Raw genomic sequence first — 20911 nt, 5'->3', positions numbered from 1 at the left:
TTATAGTCTCTTTAGAACGGTTTGTTTAAAGCTTCGAGCAGTCGCAAAGTAATAGATAATATAGATGAAAGTGTAAGCAAACATCCATAATAAAATCGGTACCCACAAATTCACTTGTAGCAACTCAGAAAAGGCTAGTAGAGCTACTCCTCCATGTAATAACCCTAAGGCTAACGGAGCAATAAATATCATACCAACTTGATGACGTATGCTTCGTTTCATTTCTTTTTTGGAAACACCTATCTTATGCAGGACCGCATATTTTGCCTTATCTTCCTCTGCTTCAGTTATCGTCTTGAAATAGATAATACTACCTGTTGCCACTAAGAAAACTAGTCCTAAGAAGCTTCCAACAAAGAGCGTAGACCCTGACGTTTCAATCGTATTCCTATAATTTTCTACAGCACTAGAGAAATTCTCCGTTTTTGAGGACAGCTCTTGGGAGAGCTCTAGTTGATTTCTATAATCCTGTACCTGAACCGCTTGAAATTCTTGCTCTTCCGTCGCTATCTCATCATAGTGTTGGTCAGTTAAAATGAACGCGTTACCTCCCATAGTAGATACATTAAACACTGGTTCTGTATAGAGAGCAGCAACGGAATAATGATCATTTTGTAGTTGTATCGAGTCTATCCTTGTTGACCAACGCTCATCGAAAAAAGGATCAATGGAAAATACTTGACCTTCAGCAGGTTCTTGAATATTCTCCCAGCCAAGCTGTTCAGCTAATTTAACAAATGTGGTGGAATTCAGAAGAGTATACTCCATCTCCCTATCTCCGTACGTAACACGAACTGACTTGCTGTAAATCGTCTCGTCAAATGTAACAACATCGGAATCGATCGTTTGCTCTTCACCCTCCCACATAAATGTAAAAGGTGTATTCGTTTGTACATATTTCTCAGCATTATAGTACAATCCAAATACTGCACCTCCTGCTGTAATCGTTGTTGCACTTAATGTGGCAATAATCGTTAGTGTACGAGCATTCACTCTTATGCGATACAACAATTGGGATAGCGTCATTACATTAAGACCCTTCCAGGCGAACGATTTTCGCTTCTTCAACACCTGAAGGAAATAAACAAGTACACTGCGAAATAGTAAATACGACCCTAAAACTGTTAAACCGATGATGACTAGAGGTGTAGCGATACCGAGTACTCGCCAAGCCTCTGAAGAGGTTATATCCTGAAGGGCCAGCCAATACGCACCTACAAGTGTAAAAACACCTATAATACTAGAAAAGTATCGTGCCCTCGGTAGCTCTTCTCCCTTTTTTTCGGCATGGAATAGCTCAACTAGCTTAAAGCGATAAATAACACGATAGCCCTGCAGCGATGTGATAAAAAAGATAATCAGAAACACAATCATCGTATGAATCACAGCACTTAAGGAGAAAGCAAATCCCATGGCGATTTCCAGACCCATCAGCTTTAATAGTATAGATAGAAATAGCTGAGATAATAGGAAACCTAAGGCCACACCTACTAGTAACGAAAGTAAGCCAATAACCATATTTTCGAAAAAGAGCATCCAGCCAATGGAGCGCTTGCGCACGCCCATCAAAGAGTATAGGGCGATTTCCTTTTTACGTTTCTTCATAAAAAACGAATTAGAGTAAGCGATAAAAATGGCCACAAAGATCATTAATACAAAGGCCGAAGCGTTCATAATACTACTGATTCTCTGCGAGCTTTCTGCTAGAGCATTAATATCCTCGCTATATCTCAATGTGACAAAAGTAAAATAAATAATGATAGAAAAAATGGTGGAACCTATATATAGCCCGTAGTTCTTAAGGTTCCGACGTACATTTTTTAGAGCAAGATCAAATAACGTCATCTGGTTCACCGCCTATATCGGCCAATTTATCCAATATCATTTGGAAAAATTGCTTACGTGATTGTCCCCTGCGAAGAATTTCATCTGAGATCTGACCATCCTTTATAAATACGATTCTTCGGCAGAAGCTAGCAGCAAAAGCATCATGCGTAACCATCATAATGGTTGTTTCATGAGATTCGTTTAACATACTCATACTTTCAAGTAAATCAGTTGCTGATTTTGAATCTAGAGCCCCTGTCGGTTCATCAGCAAAAATCAACTTGGGGTCAGAAATAAGGGCTCGACAAGCGGCAGTACGTTGCTTTTGTCCCCCCGAGATTTGGTAAGGATACTTATCTAATAGTGAAGCAATGCCAAAGCTGGCTGCTATTGTTTCTACTCTCTTCTGCATCTCTACCACTGATTTTTTGGCTATCGCAAGGGATAGCAAAATGTTTTCTCTTACCGTTAATGAGTCTAGTAAGTTGTAGTCTTGAAAAATAAATCCTAAATGGTTACGACGGAAATCCGCCAGCTTTTCTTCTTTCATTTTTGCAATATTATCGTTCTCTATATAAATATCGCCTTGAGTTGGAGAATCAATGGTAGCTAGCACATTAAGGAGTGTTGATTTTCCCGATCCGGAGGGGCCCATGACACCCACAAATTCTCCGTAATCAATCGTAAAGGAAATATTCTCAAGGGCTTTAAAACGGTTTGTGCCTTTTCCATACGTTTTTTCAACATTTTTGACAACTAATAATGAATCCATGTTTTAAGCACCTCTCTGTTATGTCTTGCCTTTACTATATCCCTCCGTCCTTAACTCAGAATCACGCCAACCTTACAAAATCCTTAAATAAGTTAAACCGATTACAATACGTGGTAATATATATAAAAGACTTTTCCTGAAAGGATGTTGAAAACAATGGAGCAGCCCAGGATATTAGTTGTAGATGATGAAAAGGACCTATGCCAGTTATTGAAAACGGCTTTACATAAAGAAGGATTAACTAGGGTTGAAACCGCAGGAAGTGTACAGGAGGGCTGGGATAAATTTCTAGAATTCTCGCCCAACCTAGCGATACTTGACATTATGCTGCCTGACGGAGAAGGTTATGACCTATGTAAGAGGATTCGTGAAGTCTCTCGTATTCCAATCCTTTTCTTATCAGCAAAGGATGATGAGGTAGATAAAATATTAGGGCTTGCTATAGGAGGAGATGATTATATAACTAAGCCCTTTAGCCCTAAAGAGGTCGCCTATCGGGTAAAAGCACAGCTAAGGCGTGCTGGATTGTACGCTATGGATTCAGACCAGTCTGCAAAGCAAAAAAGTGACATTACTATTGGTCCCTTCTCGATGAATGCCGAGGAAACTGAGATTATAAAGGATGGAGTAGTGTTGGAGCTAACAGCAAAGGAAGTCGGTTTAATGGCTTGCTTTATGAGAAATCCTAGTCGCATTTTAAGTAAGGAAAGTCTATTTGAAATGGTCTGGGGAGAAGACTATTATGGTGCAGATAACACGTTAATGGTTCATGTTCGTAGACTTAGGGAGAAGATTGAGGAATCTCCGTCCAACCCCAAATATATTACCAATGTCAAAGGTTTAGGCTACCGATTCCAGGGAAAATAGGTGAGTCAAATGAAATGGAAGCTAACGGGGCGTTATTTATTCTCAATACTCAGCATTGTATTCATCGTACTTGTTGTGAACACCGTTATTTTGATCGGTATGCTGATTTATCAGCAAACTAGAGGTATTGAGGAGGTTACAAGTGGTTCAGCAGAGACATTTACACGTGATTTCGGTCAATATATGACTCTTGGAGATGAAGAACCCGTTGTGTCACAAGACGGTAAACAAGCGCTTGAAGAATTCGGTGCATGGATACAAATTCTTGACGATAATGGGCAAGTGCTTTCATCCTACCTAGCCCCTGATACAGCATCAAACAACTATACCCTTATGGAAATTGTTCATAAGTACAAATATATGGATGACGAATTCAATACATACTTTCTTGGAGAGTATGAAGGTTTTAGTTATATCGTCGGCGTCCCTTACTCAAGAGAATCAAGGTTTGTCCGCATGATAAATGTTGAATCAATCGTTTCATTCGCTTCGAAATCTCTTATCGTGATTACGATCGTCGATCTAATAATTGCTGCACTCATTGGACTTCTGTTCAGTACAATTCTAACAAAGCCTGTGAATTCAATGATTGAACGTATTTCTCAGCTTAAGCATAGAAATTTTTACGCACAGCATCCCCAAAGAACTGGAGTGTTTAAGCCTGTCTTTTCCAATTTGAATGACGTATCGGAAACATTAATGGAGCATGAAAACGAACGACTTAAATTAGAGAAGATGCGCAATGAATGGATAAGTAACGTGTCCCATGATCTAAAAACACCACTTGCTTCCGTACAGGGCTATGCCGAATTATTACGTGATGAAGATGTTCCTGTTCATGAACGATTAGCATACGCAGAAGTGATTGAAAGACAATCGATATATATGAAAAATTTACTTGATGACTTCAATTTAACGATGCGATTAAAAAACCAGGAAGTGACATTAGAGCTACAGGAAACACGCATGGAATCCTTTGTAAGAGAGATCGTGATTGACCTACTGAATGATTCGCAATATGGAGAACGAGAAATTTCCTTTACCAGTGATGCTCCAGAGCTTAAGCTCTCCATTGACCAGCATCTAATGAAGAGAGCCTTATTCAATTTTGCCTATAATGCATTGATTCATAACGATGATAATACAGCTGTTTCAATAACCATTCAAGATGAATTCATCTCTATTGAGGATAACGGAAAAGGGATTCCAGTGGCAGAGCAGGCGAAAATCTTTGATCGCTACTATCGCGGAACCAACACCGATAGCAGAGGGACAGGCCTTGGTATGGCCATTGCTCGTGATATTATCGAAGCTCACGGCATGGAAGTTGGGTTGGAAAGCCAAGCTGGTAAAGGGACAAGTATAAGGATCTGGTATACAACCTAACAATCAATAAATCTTATTATTACTGCGTCCCCCCTTGGAAGTATATTGTTAGCGCTATCTTTCCATGGTTAGCTTATATTTACTTCTAGTACGGTGAAAGTATTGGTGGATTCAGACTACAGAATTGACCAGAGGATACCTTCTTCTTTGAATTTTATGAAACCCAGAAGACTCCCTCCTGATCCAATTCTACTAACTCCAACTGACGTTCGAAATCGCTCTCGGGCTGTATTGAAACAACCTTAGACCACTCATTGTCCCTGTTCATCGACCAAACGGTCCATTTTCCTTGTTCGTACCGGAATTGCGCAATATCCTGACTATACCATATACGCAAATCGTAATCTGGTCGTTCTTCTCGTAAAGTCAAACATGAGCGCTCCCATCGATAGCTCAATCGGACAGATGAACGGACATGAGATGGAACTTTCAGTTCAATGTAAGCGTCGAGTAATTTGTTGAGTCTACGAAATTCTAAGTCATCCATAGCCTACTCTTTTACCAGCTAGATTTTTTGACGCCAGGAATCTGTCCCTTATGAGCCAGCTCACGAAAAACAATACGAGAAACCTTAAATTTACGTAAGAATCCCCTTGGTCTTCCACTCACTTCACATCGTGAATGGAGTCGGGTTGGGGACGCGTCTCTAGGGAGCTTACTTAAAGCTGCATAGTCTTTCTTCTCCTTCAATTCTTTTCTACGTTCAGCATACTTTGCGACGGTTGCTTGACGTTTCTTTTCCCTAACTACTTTTGATTTTTTTGCCATTTCACATCTCTCCTTTTTCGTAAAATATATTATATTCGTGGCAATGGATCATTCATTTCACGCCAATTACTCTTCATCTCATCGTCAGTTAACAAAACTTGATCCAGTGAGCGACTGATATGATATTTATCCAAGTGTATTCCTATAAACACCAGCTTGATTATCCGGTCTCCCCACTCATCATCCCAATCCTTTGATTTAGGAAAATTGTCTTCACTGTCGAAATAGGCTAGTTTTTCTTCTGGAGATAAGGCTGCCGTCCATAGCCCAGCCGATGCCAGCTGGCGAGATACTCCTGCCTGACTAAATGAGAACGCTCGATTGTTACGACTGGCGATCCAAAGAATACCTTTGGATCGAACGATTTCCTTTGGCCAGCGTTGAAGCCAGTTTAGAAATCTTTCAGGATGAAAGGGACGCTTACGAGAATATACGAATGAGCTTATTCCGTATTCCTCCGTTTCTGGCGTATGCTCTTCCTTCTGTAGCTCTTGAATCCACCCTGCCGATTGGCTAGCAGCCTCAAAATCGAATAAGCCTGTATGTAAGATTTTTTTCGGATCGATCTGCCCACGACTAGTGCGAATTATTTCAGCTCGTGGTTGCAAGGTTCTCAGTACACGTTCAAGTTCATCAAGCTTCGATTCGCTTACAAGATCACACTTGTTTAATATCAAAACATCACAGAATTCTATTTGATCTGTTAGTAAATGAACCACACCTCGCTTATCTTCTTCCCCTGCTTCTTGGTTGCGGTCTTTTAACGATTCTCTAGTGTGATAATCTAGCCAAAAATTCTGAGCATCCACAACAGTTACCATACAGTCCAAACGTGTCCACTTCGACAAGTCAATTCCTTGTTCTTCGTCCACATAAGTGAATGTCTGAGCCACAGGGAGCGGTTCGCCAATTCCAGTCGATTCAATAAGAATGTAATCAAAACGTCCCTCCAACGCCAACTTCTCAACCTCTTGGAGTAAATCATCACGTAATGTACAGCATATACATCCGTTTGACATTTCAACAAGTTTTTCTTCAGTACGACTCAGCCCACCCTTTTCAAGAACCAGAGCGGCATCAATATTGATTTCACTCAAATCGTTGACGATGACCGCTACTCTCAGTCCTTCTCTATTGTGTAGCACATGATTCAATATCGTCGTTTTCCCTAAATAACCACTTAAAACGGTAACAGGTAATTTCGATGCTTGATCGGCATCTAATGGGTCTATTAGCATTCTACTAACATCCTTTCTATCCTATTAAGCCTCTTGGCAGTCTGGACAATAACCAAATGCATCACACGATTAATTCAGCGATTTTGATCTATTCTCTCCTCATTATCAAATCGTAATAATTACGATTTAAATAAAATAATATGCTAACTAATCCTATTCTGTCAAATGAGTATACTTCAGTTTCACCTCCTAAAAAGGAGCTAGAATAACTTATTTAACCCGATAGACTTCATCATTTGTATAATCTTCGATCTATTCTCATCCCTAACTGGTAAATCTCTCTTTAATTGCTTATTGGCTAGAAATAGGACTCGAGCGCATGCCTCAAAAATAAATTCAACATCATGCGTGATTACTAAAACAGCCACACCTTCTCCTGCTATTTGTCGAAGCAGTCGAACTACTCGAAGCATATTTTTACCATCAAGCCCGGATGTTGGTTCGTCTAATACCAACACATCTGGCCTTCGCATTAAACCAACGGCCAAGGTAACACGCTGCTTCTGACCACCAGACAAAGATGCGGGATGACGTTCTCTCAACGACCATAAGTCTAACTCTCGCATTAGGTATTCAGCTCTGGTTCGTGCCTCTTTGTTTTTCTCAAATGTGAGCATAATTTCATTTAAGACACTATCCGCGAACAACTGGTGATCACTATCCTGTAGAACAAACCAAGCTTTCTTGTTTCTTTCTGTAGCTTTGGCAGGCTGATTGTTTAATGCGATGGTTCCCTGGCGCTGTTTTAGCAACCCACAAATTGCTTTAGCTAATGTTGTCTTTCCAGCTCCGTTTGCTCCAGTCAGGGCTACCATTTCTCCTTTTCCTATTGAAAAGCATATTTCTTTTAGCAACGAACTTGCCCATTTATTTGGCGATATCTCCACCTGTTGGAGTGACAATTGCTTTTGTTCCGTTTGTTTGAACGGGTCACCACCTATACGAATAGGTAACGTACCAAGAGAAGGCGAGCGTAGCCCGTATCGCACAAGTTGTTCAGACGATAAACCAAGCAATTCCTCAGGAGTCCATTCTGCCAAGATCTCACCATGATTCATGTATATGATACGATCAGCAATTGGCAGTAAATAATAGAGCCGATGCTCAGCAATCAATAGTGCTTTACCGTTTTGCTTCAGGGACGCCAAACGAACAGTCAATTCTCCAGCTGCTGTCATATCTAAATTAGCCGAAGGCTCATCCATGACAAGCAGGTGTGGGTTCGTTAAACATGCTGAAGCCACTGCAACTTTTTGCTTTTCTCCACTGGATAGCATCCGTACTTCCTGCTTTAAGAGGTGCACAAGTCCAGCTTCCTTAGCCAATTGATCCACACGCTCTCGAAGCATTTCTGAAGGCATGCCGTAATTTTCTCCACTAAAGGCTATTTCATCTTCCACACGGGAGGCGAAGAACTGGCTACGAGAATCTTGAAAAACGCTCCCAATAATGCTTCCAAACTCCCAAGGCTGGATTTGATCAGCAGGCTTGCCTTGAACAAGTACCTGACCAGTAAGTTCACCTTCGTAAAAATGAGGAATCAGACCATTAACAATGCGGGTAAGTGTAGTCTTTCCACTACCAGATGGACCCGTTACTACCACACATTCACCCTCTTTAATAGTTAACTGTATGTTACACAGCCTTTCCTCCGCATGATCGTATCGAAATGATACATCCAAAAGTTGGGTCATATTCTTCTTTTTCATCATGTTTGACCTCCGAAATAAAATGCTGCCCACATAACCATACCAAATGTAAAGAGGACTACTATATCTCTCCCTTGAAAGGCAACTCGGTGTAGTGACGTTTTTACAAAAGGAGCATCGATCCCTTTAGTCGTAGCCGAGGCAGCCAATTCATCAGCGATTTTTAGACTTTTCATTAGAAGCGGAACGATCGAATGTTCAAACGTTTTTAATGGTCTGATCCAATTCGTAGGCGTGGCGATTGAAAGACCTCGTAAACGCGCAGATAGTTGTATAGCTTCAAATTCCGAACGAATGACTGGAAGGAAACGTGCTCCTACAGCTAAGGCAACTAAAATACCTGCAGGTATGTGGCATTTACGCAAAGCTGCTATCAATTTACCAGAAGGTACACAGCTTAGAGCATAAGACGCCATCATAACAGGCAATAAGCGTAACCCAATATGAGTAAAAAACAAAACAATTGTGAGTAAACCCTTTTGAAATAATGTATCCCATACTTGCAGACTATAGCATGCTACAGCAACGAGCAGAAATGAAATTACCGCTTTTGTCATCCCTTGTAGTATCAATAAAATCGACATAAAACCAACAAGCCACAGCAATGTATTTTTTTCTGCTAAAAAAACGACTCCGCTTAAGGATAGCAACAGTAATAAAAGTAAACGTGGATCAAACTCTACTTGCCATTTTCTACGCTGATCGCTCATTTATCTAACCATGCCCGCCTTAATAAAATGTTTGTTTAATATCTTTGTGGCAAGTAAACATCCAAGAATAGACATGACAAAAGAAAAAAGAAACCCACCAATCATCCAAGCAGGTGAATACGTGAACTGCATAAGACTTTCCCTCATCGCTTCATCGTACATTTCTGTTAAATAATCACTTCCATACACATATACCGTTACATATGCGCCCATTCCGAATAGTGCTCCGAAAACGGCATAAGCAAGAGCTTGACGATGAACGTTTCGGTATTGATTTCCGTCACCTTTGATAAGCGTTACTTCCCCTAAAACACCTGCCAAAGTAAAGAAGACTAACAACAATGGAATCCCCATCAAGGCATAAATAAGTCCAGTTACAATAGACAAAAATAGCAAAACGCCACGTTTTCCAATTTTCATAGCCATAATCATGTAAACAGTGGCTGCAAAAAACAAGCTCCCCCCGGAAATTAAAGGCATGGCTGATGTAGCCATAAAAGGAGTTAAAATAAAACCAACTGCTGAATTAACAGCAAAAAATAAGAGACTAAAAATCCCAAGTAATATATAATCTTTTGTTTTCAATTTTTTCTTCACGTTCATCCCTCTTATAATCATAATAAATTCGATTTTCTTATTTGAATACCTTGTTAAATACCTGTTTAACCCTATACCTTTTAAATTAAGCTAAAAATACCTGTAGCCTTCAAAAGCATACATTGTCAACGAGTTTTCGAAATCTGTATTTATTTCTGCTATATGATAACCCCCTATATAAAAATTATGGTATTATTAATAAATCGTAATAATTACGATTATTGTAACAAAAGATTACCTTTGTTACAATTGTTTAATCATCAAAAAATACTATATAGATAATGTTAAAGTTGAATTTGCCATATTACTTAATAGTTTTATTGATTTATTAAATATTAATTATTACTATTAATAAATGAGTTTATTAATATCTCTTCATAACTACTATTTCTATATATTTTTTTTAAAGAAAGGATGAAAATGAACATGAGAGACTTTGCACGCATTTATAGTTATGCTGGAGCTTATGGAAAAGTCATGCTGGCAGCTATCATTTTATTAACAATCAGTGTTCTTTTTGGAATCGCCCCTTTTGTATTAATTTACCATATGATTGTCTCTTTCACTACTCAACAGTCTATATCGTGGACCTACATAGGTGTGATGTCCGGCCTGATTCTGTTTTGTCTAATCTTTCGCACTTTTACACACGCTCGGGGCCTTTCCGCCTCCCATCGCCTTGCCTATGACACCTTAATGGGGATGAGGAAACGACTAGCCGACAAATTACGAAAAATGCCACTCGGACATGTTCAAAAATACAGACACGGAACTTTGAAGAAAAACTTTGTTGAAAGTATTGAAGAAATGGAATTAATTCTTGCCCATGCCATACCTGAGGGTATCTCCAACCTGCTAACATTCTTTATTGTTAGTATAACGTTATGGATCGTGGATTGGCGTATGGCTTTATTTGCAATGGCCGTTATGCCCATAGGGATTATCGCTTTTGGCATGATGTTTAAGGATGGTATGAAGCGAATGGGGCCTTACTACCGTGCTTCTGAAGAAATGAATGAAAATATAGTAGAATACATTTCCGGCATGGAAGTAATAAAGGTATTTAACCAAACAACCTCCTCGTATGATAAATATCGTACTTCTGTCAGCCATTACAAGGAAACTGCGCTGGAGTGGTATAAGGTTTCATGGAACTACCTATCCGTATATAGTGTTATATTCCCTTCCACACTCCTTTTTTTATTACCTGCGGGCACATGGTTTTATGTCGACGGTTCACTGACAACCAGCCAATTTGTCCTATCTATCCTACTCGCTATGAGCTTAGGAATTCCACTTGTACGACTGGTAGAATTCATGCCTCTATTTCCTAATCTTCAGCAAAAAGTGCAAAAAATCGAGTCACTCTTTGCAGAACCAGAATTGGTCGAAGGCTCTCTGAAGAACATTCCAGCGGACTGTAGCGTAAGTTATGATGGTGTATCATTCGCTTATGAAGACAAGCCTGTACTTCATCAAGTTAGTTTCACCGCCTCACCCCGTTCGATTACAGCTCTAGTCGGGGAGTCTGGAGCAGGAAAATCCACTTTAGCCAAGCTATTAGTGCGCTTTTGGGACGTTTCCGAAGGTCAAATTAGGATTGGCGATACCGATGTTAGGGATTTTACTTTTGAAACCTTGATGAACACTGTTAGTTACGTTTCACAGGATGTTTTTTTATTCAATACAACAATTATGGAAAACATCCGTATGGGCAAGCCGGATGCTTCTGATGAGGAAGTCATCGCTATGGCCAAGCTTGCTCAATGCCATGAATTCATTTTAGAAACAGAAAAAGGATACAACACTCTTGTTGGAGATGCAGGAGATAAGCTTTCAGGTGGACAACGCCAGCGTATTTCCATCGCTAGGGCAATGATAAAGAATGCTCCAATCGTCGTATTAGATGAAGCGACCTCAGCAACAGATCCAGAGAATGAAGACCGGATACAAGCAGCATTAAACGGTTTAATTCAAAATAAAACATTAATTGTAATAGCCCATCGTCTCTCGACTATAAAGGAGGCAGACCAGATAATCTTATTGGAAGAAGGCAGGATAGCAGCGCAGGGAAATCATGAGTCTTTACTCAGCACTTCTCCCGCTTATCGACTAATGTGGGAAGCTCATCGCGATTCATTAGCAACTGATCTGCATTCTGAGGAAGGGAGGCACTTTCATGCTTAAGTTTATTGGTCGAATGTTAACTTTATCCGGATCTTTTTCTGGAAGGATTAAACGGGCTTTCGTCATCAGTTTTCTGGAATCATTATTTTCTAACGTCCCGATTTTCGTCGTTCTCTACCTGCTTAGCAAAATGCTGGAGCAAACGTTAACGGCAACAGATGCTTGGCTGAGCTTCATCGTCATGGCTGCGGCTCTATTCATTCGAATCTTATTAAGACGTCTTTTTTTAACCTGGCAAAGCGGAACTGCCTACGAAATCTGCGCTAGAGAGCGGATTGAGATCGGTGATCGCTTAAAACGATTCCCGATGAGTCACTTTAAGGAAGGAAGCATCGGAAATATTAGTTCGGTCATTTCAAATGATTTATTATTCATTGAAGAACATGGTATGAACGCCATGGATAAGGTGATAAATGGCTACTTAAGCTTAGCCATTGGCTGCATCATTCTAATGGTTTTGGATTGGCGAATTGGCCTATTCACGCTCCTTTTGTCCATTGGGGGACTGTTTTCACTTAGCAAGCTGCAGGGGGTTGGACGTATTCAATCTCGTATACGTCAAGCTCAACAAGCAAAGTTAACTTCATCTGTTTTGGAGTACGTACGGGGTATTGCCATCATCAAATCACTGAATATGACAGCTAGAAAAGCGAAAACACTTAAAGATGCAATCCAAAGCACGAGGGATCATGCCATTCAGTTCGAAGAAACTTTTTCTCCCCCAACGATTTATTTTAAAACTTGGTTTTCTGTTGCTATTGCCCTAACTATTTTCTTGGCCTCCTGGTTCTATCTTGAAGGAAGCAATCCCTTATCGCTGGTTCTAGTTCTAGTGATTTATGTCTTTTATCTCTTTATACCTGTACAGGCGCTAGCTGCTTTAACCGGACATATTCGTTTAATGGAGGCTGGACTGGATCGTTATGAAAAGCTCAAAGAAACTCCAATTCAAGATGCTGACAGCCAACAATTAAAACTAGACCATTATGATATTACTTTTAATAAAGTTCATTTTTCTTATGATGAACAGACAACGTTAAGGGATGTTAGCTTTCAAGTACCTGAGCGAAGCAAAACAGCTCTAGTAGGGATGTCAGGATCAGGAAAAACTACAATCGCTAATTTAATTGTTAGGTTTTGGGATGTACAGGAAGGAGAAGTCAAGATCGGTGGAGTTAATGTTAAAAAAATGACCAATGAAAGCCTATTGCACCATATCAGTATGGTGTTTCAAAAAGTTTATTTATTCCAAGACACCATTTACAACAACATCAAATTTGGTAACCCTGCTGCTACTAAAGAAGAGATCATAAGAGCTGCACGCAAGGCACGGTGTCACGACTTCATTATGTCATTGGAGCAAGGGTACGATACAATTGTTGGAGAAGCAGGAGCGACATTATCAGGTGGCGAAAAGCAGCGTATATCTATCGCTAGGGCAATTCTTAAGGATGCCCCTATCATTTTATTGGATGAAGCCACAGCCAACGTAGATCCTGATAACGAGCATTACATTCAGCAAGCGATAGATGAATTGGTCAAACAGAAGACAGTCTTGGTTATTGCGCACCGACTTTCTACGATCAAATCAGCTGACCAAATCCTAGTCATGGATCACGGGAAGCTTGTTCAAAAAGGGAAACATGATGAATTAATAGGTCAAGAAGGAATCTATAAGGAATTATGGCATCGTAGACTTAACGCTCGAAGCTGGAAAATAACATCAAGAGAGGTGAACGAAAAGCTGAGCTATTTGTAAATCATATATTGGCTTTGTTACGACTACAATGGCCCATGGGTGGTAAAAACAGTTAAAACATAGCAAGCAGATAATTAAAAAATAAGTTTGGATAAAATAAAGGGACCATGCTACTAGGATCCTTTTATTTTTATTCATTCTCCACAACGAGTCTTTTATTCTAATAATGTCATCATTCAAAATGTGAACTAAAGAGAACACAACTTGTTACAAATGTCACTACAGCTGTCCTTTTTACAATGCTATTGTTTAAACAAGGCACTTACGATTAAAAGATTCGATTAATGGACAGGAGGTTTAAAACATGTCTGCTTCTCAAAAACGCCTCCATCTTATATGGAGAATAGCAATTGTTTTTTCTCTGGCGACACTTGTTTGGATTTTAAACGGCTTTTTGTCTGACGAGGAGTACAGCAGAACGAACCATGCGATGTCCGCGATCTTCATTTCCCTTCTCATTATCCCAATTGTCATTTTAGCTCGTCGATATTTAGACCGTAGACCCTGGAAAGGATTGCGCCTCACTTCCTTTAGAGCTGGCTGGAAATCTTTCCTGATTGGAGCGTTGTGCTATTCGATCCCTGCGGCTGGCGCACTGACCGTGTTTATTTTAATGGGATGGACATCAGTGAGCATACAGATGTCAGCAGGAGAATTTCTCCTTGCCGTATTGACCGTCATGCTCCTCGTATTCTTATATGAGGCCTTTCCCGAAGAGCTACTATTCCGCGGATATTTCTATCGCAACCTGAATCATGCATGGTCAAGAAGGCAAGCCGTTATTGGTCAAGCAATCCTGTTTGTGCTGTTTGCCTTCATGATTGGCGCAGCATCGGATTGGTCCCGCATCATTATTTTCTTTGGTGTAGGGGTCGTCATTGGAATCGTCCGTGTTGTGACGCAAAATGTTTGGTCAGCAATCGGCTTGCACTTGGCATTTCAGACCATGCAGCAGTTTTTTACGAATCGTGGAGAATATGATATCTCGATCAGTTCACCTGGTCTGATAGAAATGATGATTCTAGGGATTATTCCGTTCTCATTCTCCATTGTTACCTTACAGCTTTTTATTAAAAAACAGCCGGATTGGAATGAGGTCAAACCAGAGTAAGACTTCATTCCGTCCGTGTGGACGTCCTCTTGGGGGTCTCTCCTTTGACTCCACATAACAAAAACCTGTCTTCATTGACATGTGATGATGAGTTATTGGCTTGCATTACCAACCCTACAATTCGATTACAATTTAAGCTTTACTCTTCTTTATCATCATAATACGATCTCATTTCTTTATATATATATTCAGCTATGTCTTCAGGAAAAAAATTATTAAACACTTGCTGGTGCTCGGCAAGAAAATTAGGGTCATCCGAAAGACTTAAAAAGCTTCTACTCGCTGGAGATAAAGCATCCATATTACTTAAAATTTCTTGTACTTTTTTGTGGCTTGTAGAATCATTAAACTGAATCGCCGTTCTTATCGCCTGAAGTAAATTCCATAATTCTCGATCCATTTTCTCCTTATATTCCGGATCATTTAGTAGCTTTATTTCTTTCATGAGCTGCTTGTCAGCCATAAAATATGTTTCTATGACCTGGATTTGTTTTTTCTCCCGCCTAAATAAATCAAGCATAATAAAAGAAAACTCATTTAATTCTTCCTCAGAAACACCTTCAATGTTGTACAGCCGCTCCATTCTTGTAATGACTTCTAAAATCTCATTTAACTCTGCTTGTTTTTGTTCAATTAACTGCTTCTGTACCTGCAATAGCTCTCGACTGTTTAACTTCTCATTAGTCAATTGTTCTTTGATTTCATTTAGAGATAAACCAAGATGTTTTAAAATCATGATTTGCTGAAAAAGCTCCCAGTCTAATTGTGTATATATTTTTTGACCATGTTTATTATATTTTTTCGGAGTAAGTATCTCAATCTTATCGTAGTACCGTAGTGTTCTCACCGTTGAACCTACTAATTTTGCAAACTGACCAATTGTCACTTCCATGTTAAGACCTCCTCTACTGAATTATATCCTGTTACGTAACGTCACAATCAATACCCTTTTAATAGTTTTAATAACAATAAATTTAAAGAAACTAGATCGGGATATTTTTTATTAAAATAAAGCTTGCTCAGGACATTACGTCACAACCTATAATCGGTTCTATATTAAAGTTGAGAGGAAGGTTATATATGGAGCAACAAAATCAATCTTTATTTAAAAATCGCCCTTTTTTATTTCTATTTCTCGGTAGCTTTTTAGCGATTATCGGATTTACCATGTTTTTCATGACAACAACTTGGTTTGTCATTTCTGATTTAGGTTCTGCTAGTTCATTAGGCATTATACTCATTGCCATTACTGTGCCACGTATTTTTATGATGGCATTTGGTGGGGTTCTCGCTGATAAATTCAAGAAGACGACAATTATGTTCAGTACGAGTACCATCCAAGGTATTCTACTCGTTACTATATTTTTACTGAACAATGCCAATCAATTAACATTTGTGTACCTGATTATTTTGGGATTCTTTTTTGGAACATTAGATGCTTTTTCTGGACCAGCTGGAACATCACTAATCCCGAAAATAGTGCCGAAAAGCCAAATAAAACAAGCCAATGCCGTTATTCAGGGATTGGGCCAGATTGGTTTTGTTATTGGACCTATTATATCTGGGAGTGTCATGGAATTCGGTGGCGTAACAACTGGTTACTTAGTTGCGGCTATTATCGTTCTTTTGTCTGCCTTTTTTATGTTTCCACCTTTCTTAAAAGAAGGTCCCGTAGACAACACCATTAAACAAACACCGCTTAAGGATTTCATAGAAGGATTTTCCTATGTAAAAGCAAGTAAATTTTTAATGACAGGTATTCTTATTTTAATTACGTTAAATTTCTTTGCTTTCGGAGCGATCTCTATTGCCATTCCAATTCTAGTAGAAACGTATGGAGGCTCACCCATTAATCTTAGTTACATTGATGCTGCTTTAGGGATCGGGATGCTAGTAAGTACAGCAATAATCGGGATGGTCAAAATGCGTCGTAGGGGATTAACCTCGATTGTAGGATTAATTGCAACATTACTTGTAGCTATAGCATTCAGTCAAATTCCTAATTTATATATTTTGACAGCATTAGCGTTCTTAATTGGATTTACCATGACATTTGTTTCAATCCCATTCTTCACTTCAGCACAGGAAGATACGGATCCTCGTATTATGGGGAGGGTCATGAGTATTATCTTCTTAGCCATGAACGGGTTTGATCCGCTTGCCTATGCAAGTGTAACATTACTAGTTTCTAGAGGATTTGATATTCAATTGGTAATTTTGTCCTTTTCTATCGTCGGATTAATGATTGCTCTTATCACTTTATGGAAGGGGAAAACGTACAGAAATTACACATCTAACTATTGAATACAGGTCTGTTGCATGGTATTGTGTACTTCTTTACATTAACAAAAACGGGGCTGTCCAGTAGTCAGTCATTTTCCACTGACTTTCTGGACAGCCCCTCCTTCACGATTACGCTTCTTCCCGGTTCCAGAACCGGTGTTTGGAGATCAATTCGACGAACGCTTCCCCGAATTCGGCTTGTGCGCTGTCTTGAACAAGCACGCCAGGTGCGCCTTTCATGCTGTCCTCCAACCACCCTTCGCCTTGTCCGTGCGCCGCGATCGGCTTTGCGTGTTCGAACGCCTCCGTCAGGAAGTATGCCGCTTGTTTGCTGAAATTTGCATTGGCGTCTCCCCCTGCGGCGAACAGTGCGTCAAACAACACAGAATCGGAAGTGAGCGTCGTATGCTTGACCTTCAACGATACGCCATTCGTGCCTTGAATTTGACCTAGCCTCTCGGCAACAATCTCCGCTTGCACCCCGGCCTTCTCGAGTTTGTCCAGGATGTCCTGTACTTGCGGCCCGTCGAACCCTTCGCTTACCAGCACGCCGACCTTCCTAGTACGCGCGGTGAAAATCGTGTTCTCCTGACTTAAGGCGGGAGAACTCGCCGTGGACGGCTCCGGCTTCTTCTCCGGCGCTTGAACGCCGACCGCTTCCGCCACACGGGACGCCATATCGTAGTTTACATTGGCGAACATGTCCACCACGGCTTTCTGAATCGATTCTCGCTCCAGTTTGCCCAGCTCGAAGCTGAATGCAGACACGATATGTTCTTGCTCCGGTTTGCTCATGCTGTTCCAGAACATCGCCGCCTGGCTGAAATGATCCTTGAAACTATCGCTACGTGCCCGGACTTTATGTGCGTCTATCTTCTCTTGATAGTGGGCATATCCTCCCTCTTCCTCGCTAACCGGAGAAGGTGTGTTGCCTGCGATCGCGTTTTTGTGATAACTTACTGGCCCCCTGTTAATCGTGTGACGTCCATATCCGTCACGCTGGTTATTGTGAAACGGACATACCGGGCGATTTATGGGAAGCTCGTGGAAGTTCGGACCACCCAGCCGAATCAACTGTGTATCCGTATATGAAAAAAGTCGGCCCTGCAGTAACGGATCGTTCGTAAAGTCTATGCCTGGCACGACGTGTCCGGGATGGAAGGCCACTTGCTCAGCTTCCGCGAACACATTGTCGACATTACGATTTAACGTAAGCTTGCCCACCAGCTTGACCGGCACTTCCTCCTCCGGCCAGATTTTGGTAGGATCGAGGATATCAAAATCAAATTTGAACTCGTCCTCTTCCTCCAGCAACTGCAAACCTAGCTCATACTCGGGATAATCTCCGTTCTCAATCGATTCGTATAGATCGCGCCGGTGAAAGTCTGGGTCCTTGCCGGATATTTTCTGCGCTTCGTCCCAGACGAGCGAGTGTACGCCCAGAACCGGCTTCCAATGAAATTTAACAAAATGCGATTTGCCTTCCGCATTGACGAGCCGGAACGTGTGAACGCCGAATCCTTCCATCATGCGCAAGCTTCGTGGCACCGCCCTGCCCGACATCTTCCACATGACCATATGAGCGGTCTCCTGGTTGTTGGCGACGAAATCCCAGAACGTGTCGTGCGCCGATGCCGCCTGCGGCATTTCGTTATGCGGTTCCGGCTTTACGGCGTGAACCAAATCTGGGAACTTCATCGCATCCTGAATGAAAAACACCGGAATGTTGTTTCCGACTAGATCATAATTTCCCTCTTCCGTATAAAATTTCGTTGCAAATCCACGTGCGTCTCGCACCGTTTCGGCCGATCCGCGCGAACCGGCAACCGTAGAAAAACGGACAAACACCGGCGTGACGACCGAGGTATCAGTGAGGAATTTCGCTTTGGTGTACGCTTCGAGTGATTCATATAATTGAAAATCGCCGTGCGCTGCGAAACCGCGGGCATGCACAATCCGCTCGGGAATGCGTTCGTGGTCAAAATGTGTCATTTTTTCCCGGAACTGAAAATCTTCCATCAGCGTCGGGCCCCTTGCTCCCGCCTTTAACGAGAACTCGTCTTCGGATACTTTAAGTCCTTGATTAGTCGTCATCGCTTGTCCTCGATCGTCGACCCGGTACTGCTCAAGCTGCTCCTGCTTTCGGTTGGATGGTTGTTTCTTGTTGCTCATACAGTCTTGTCCCTCCTAGGCGTGAAAATGTGAAAGAGTTTAACGTATACAAGCAGTAATTACCCCTAAACATTTGGAATTAAACGGGAACTTCGAAAATTATCGCAATCCCCGTCAATTATAAGATAAGCGTTTTCAATGAACTGGTTACATCCACCTAAGTCAGTTTTCAATCTGGCATTATTAGTTCCATTTCGACAAATTCTCCTAAGTAGAGCGCTAAGGCTGATTTAGACGCCATACTCCTCCATTGAAGCTTAATCTCGAAGCTACTTCTTCACTTCTTCCGAGTGGGGCGTCGCCTTAAGTCTCTTCTTTGGCCCCACATAACAAAAAACGTGCCTTCATTGGCATGTGATTGCAAAGCGCCATAATATTAGCCTCAAAGCCGCAGCCTTACAATTCTCAGCAGCTCATCCTGCAGTGGCTGCTGTCATCCCAAGGGCTAGCTAATCCTTTGACCCATTTGCACGCGAATAAGCTACTTTAGAGCATTAAAAAGGAGGGCGCTACCCTCCTTTTTAATTATTCATTTAGAGAGGCTGGATAGTATCCGCTTAAAATGATGATTAACAGCAGAATTTATTTATAAAGCCTTAAAGCTTCCTCTAAAAAAGCTCTGTATTTAACGATATAGCTTGCCGGCTCAATAATTTTAATTTTATTACCGAAACCAGCGAGAAACTGGTAAGCAAATTGATTTTCGGGTAATTCAATACGTGCTATGTAATTTCTCGTAGACTTTTTCGTAACAGATTGCTTGCCATACCTTTCAATAAATTGGTCTCTAACTGTAATATCAATCATTAATGCAACGCTCGTCAAGTGACGCTGTTCAACCATTTCTTTTTCTCTTTTGTCTTCTTTTAAAATTCTTGGGACAAAAGAACCTTTTCTTTGGAATTTGGTTATTCTCGTTAACTTAAAGGTTCGGTAGTCTTCTCGTTCTAAGCTATATCCATAGACGTACCATTTCATCTCATTTAGCTGAAGTTTATAGGGTTCTATTGTTCTATGTGTTAGGTTTCCTTTTTGATCCACATAATCAAATTCAATGAGCCAATGATTTTCAATGGCTTGCATGATAAACGTCAGCTCTTTCTTTATTTCGCTTCTTCCTAGCCAATCATAGAACGTTACATGAAGTGCAGGTGTTAGATCGGCATGACTCATTCCTTTAATTTTATGAATCGTCATTTGAATATTATGATTAGTCGTGAGCTGCTCAAAGCCATCTAAAGCTACAATAATATTTTCGATATCCTTATGATTCAATAATCGTTTATCAAATTTATATTCTTGCATAAGCGCATATCCGCCCCTATACCCATGTTTAGCATAGATAGGGATATTCGCAAAACTTAATGATTCAATGTCCCGTTGAATGGTACGCTTAGTAACACCAAAGAGATGACTGAACTCTGTTGCCGAAACAATCTCTTTTTGTAACAGAATCATAACGATTGAAATAAGTCGTTCAATCTTTTGCATAAATCCTCCTATATACGACATACTGTTGTCACCT

At 40.6% G+C, this 20911-nt stretch carries 17 protein-coding genes; 6 read left to right on the top strand and 11 right to left on the bottom strand.

Features of this window, described 5'->3' with window-relative positions:
• Entirely contained in the window at nt 1-1845 is a 1845-nt protein-coding gene (locus J2S11_RS05945; protein WP_307392258.1) for an ABC transporter permease, read from the bottom strand.
• Nucleotides 1832-2599: an ABC transporter ATP-binding protein gene (locus J2S11_RS05940; protein WP_307392255.1), complete on the bottom strand. Its 768-nt coding sequence runs from the start codon at nt 2597-2599 to the stop codon at nt 1832-1834. Before J2S11_RS05940 ends, J2S11_RS05945 begins: the two co-directional genes overlap by 14 nt.
• A 156-nt stretch (nt 2600-2755) precedes the next feature.
• On the opposite strand from J2S11_RS05940, the gene J2S11_RS05935 reads away from it, so the two are divergent.
• Both J2S11_RS05935 and J2S11_RS05930 read left to right on the top strand, forming a co-directional pair.
• Complete coding sequence (locus J2S11_RS05935; RefSeq protein ID WP_307392252.1) at nt 2756-3466, top strand: response regulator transcription factor; 711 nt, start codon at nt 2756-2758, stop codon at nt 3464-3466.
• A 9-nt stretch (nt 3467-3475) separates the two neighbouring features.
• Nucleotides 3476-4852: a sensor histidine kinase gene (locus J2S11_RS05930; protein ID WP_307392249.1), complete on the top strand. Its 1377-nt coding sequence runs from the start codon at nt 3476-3478 to the stop codon at nt 4850-4852.
• 154 nt (nt 4853-5006) lie between these two features.
• Here the strand turns inward: J2S11_RS05930 and J2S11_RS22385 are convergent, their stop codons facing one another.
• The 6 genes from J2S11_RS22385 to J2S11_RS05900 all read right to left on the bottom strand — a co-directional run bounded on the left by J2S11_RS22385 (nt 5007) and on the right by J2S11_RS05900 (nt 9880).
• On the bottom strand, nt 5007-5339 hold the full coding sequence (locus J2S11_RS22385) for a DUF3024 domain-containing protein (protein WP_472924666.1): 333 nt from the start codon (nt 5337-5339) through the stop codon (nt 5007-5009).
• Between the two features lie 11 nt (nt 5340-5350).
• Complete coding sequence (gene rpsN / locus J2S11_RS05920) at nt 5351-5620, bottom strand: 30S ribosomal protein S14 (protein ID WP_307392244.1); 270 nt, start codon at nt 5618-5620, stop codon at nt 5351-5353.
• 29 nt (nt 5621-5649) lie between these two features.
• The gene (locus tag J2S11_RS05915) at nt 5650-6858 is read right to left on the bottom strand and encodes a GTP-binding protein (protein WP_307392241.1); all 1209 of its coding nucleotides are present in this window, start codon (nt 6856-6858) and stop codon (nt 5650-5652) included.
• Nucleotides 6859-7058: 200 nt separating this feature from the next.
• Nucleotides 7059-8570 (bottom strand): ABC transporter ATP-binding protein, encoded by a 1512-nt coding sequence (locus J2S11_RS05910; RefSeq protein ID WP_307392237.1) that lies wholly within the window; start codon nt 8568-8570, stop codon nt 7059-7061.
• Nucleotides 8567-9277 carry an energy-coupling factor transporter transmembrane component T gene (locus J2S11_RS05905; RefSeq protein WP_307392234.1) on the bottom strand — a complete coding sequence of 237 codons (711 nt, stop codon included), beginning with the start codon at nt 9275-9277 and terminating at the stop codon, nt 8567-8569. Before J2S11_RS05905 ends, J2S11_RS05910 begins: the two co-directional genes overlap by 4 nt.
• Nucleotides 9278-9880: an MptD family putative ECF transporter S component gene (locus J2S11_RS05900; RefSeq protein WP_307392231.1), complete on the bottom strand. Its 603-nt coding sequence runs from the start codon at nt 9878-9880 to the stop codon at nt 9278-9280.
• Between the two features lie 408 nt (nt 9881-10288).
• Between J2S11_RS05900 and J2S11_RS05895 the strand changes: the two genes are divergently transcribed.
• The 3 genes from J2S11_RS05895 (at nt 10289) to J2S11_RS05885 (ending at nt 14931) form a co-directional block, all read left to right on the top strand.
• Entirely contained in the window at nt 10289-12061 is a 1773-nt protein-coding gene (locus tag J2S11_RS05895) for an ABC transporter ATP-binding protein (protein ID WP_307392229.1), read from the top strand.
• Nucleotides 12054-13820: an ABC transporter ATP-binding protein gene (locus J2S11_RS05890; protein WP_307392226.1), complete on the top strand. Its 1767-nt coding sequence runs from the start codon at nt 12054-12056 to the stop codon at nt 13818-13820. Before J2S11_RS05895 ends, J2S11_RS05890 begins: the two co-directional genes overlap by 8 nt.
• 430 nt (nt 13821-14250) lie before the next feature.
• Nucleotides 14251-14931 carry a CPBP family intramembrane glutamic endopeptidase gene (locus J2S11_RS05885; protein ID WP_307392223.1) on the top strand — a complete coding sequence of 227 codons (681 nt, stop codon included), beginning with the start codon at nt 14251-14253 and terminating at the stop codon, nt 14929-14931.
• A 139-nt stretch (nt 14932-15070) separates the two neighbouring features.
• Here the strand turns inward: J2S11_RS05885 and J2S11_RS05880 are convergent, their stop codons facing one another.
• The gene (locus J2S11_RS05880; protein ID WP_307392219.1) at nt 15071-15823 is read right to left on the bottom strand and encodes a MerR family transcriptional regulator; all 753 of its coding nucleotides are present in this window, start codon (nt 15821-15823) and stop codon (nt 15071-15073) included.
• A gap of 188 nt (nt 15824-16011) precedes the next feature.
• Between J2S11_RS05880 and J2S11_RS05875 the strand changes: the two genes are divergently transcribed.
• A complete protein-coding gene (locus J2S11_RS05875) occupies nt 16012-17235 on the top strand; it encodes an MFS transporter (RefSeq protein ID WP_307392215.1) in 1224 nt (407 codons plus the stop codon).
• Between the two features lie 108 nt (nt 17236-17343).
• On the opposite strand, the gene J2S11_RS05870 is transcribed toward J2S11_RS05875, so the two are convergent.
• Together J2S11_RS05870 and J2S11_RS05865 are read right to left on the bottom strand one after the other, a co-directional pair.
• Nucleotides 17344-19386 carry a catalase gene (locus J2S11_RS05870; RefSeq protein WP_307392212.1) on the bottom strand — a complete coding sequence of 681 codons (2043 nt, stop codon included), beginning with the start codon at nt 19384-19386 and terminating at the stop codon, nt 17344-17346.
• Between the two features lie 582 nt (nt 19387-19968).
• Nucleotides 19969-20877: a helix-turn-helix transcriptional regulator gene (locus tag J2S11_RS05865; protein WP_307392209.1), complete on the bottom strand. Its 909-nt coding sequence runs from the start codon at nt 20875-20877 to the stop codon at nt 19969-19971.
• Nucleotides 20878-20911 lie beyond the last annotated feature (34 nt).

Origin of the sequence: Bacillus horti, assembly GCF_030813115.1 — a bacterium.
Classification (GTDB): Bacteria; Bacillota; Bacilli; order Caldalkalibacillales; family JCM-10596; genus Bacillus_CH; species Bacillus_CH horti.
The sequence above is the reverse complement of the archived record's forward strand: the minus strand, read 5'-3'. Positions and strand labels throughout refer to the sequence as shown.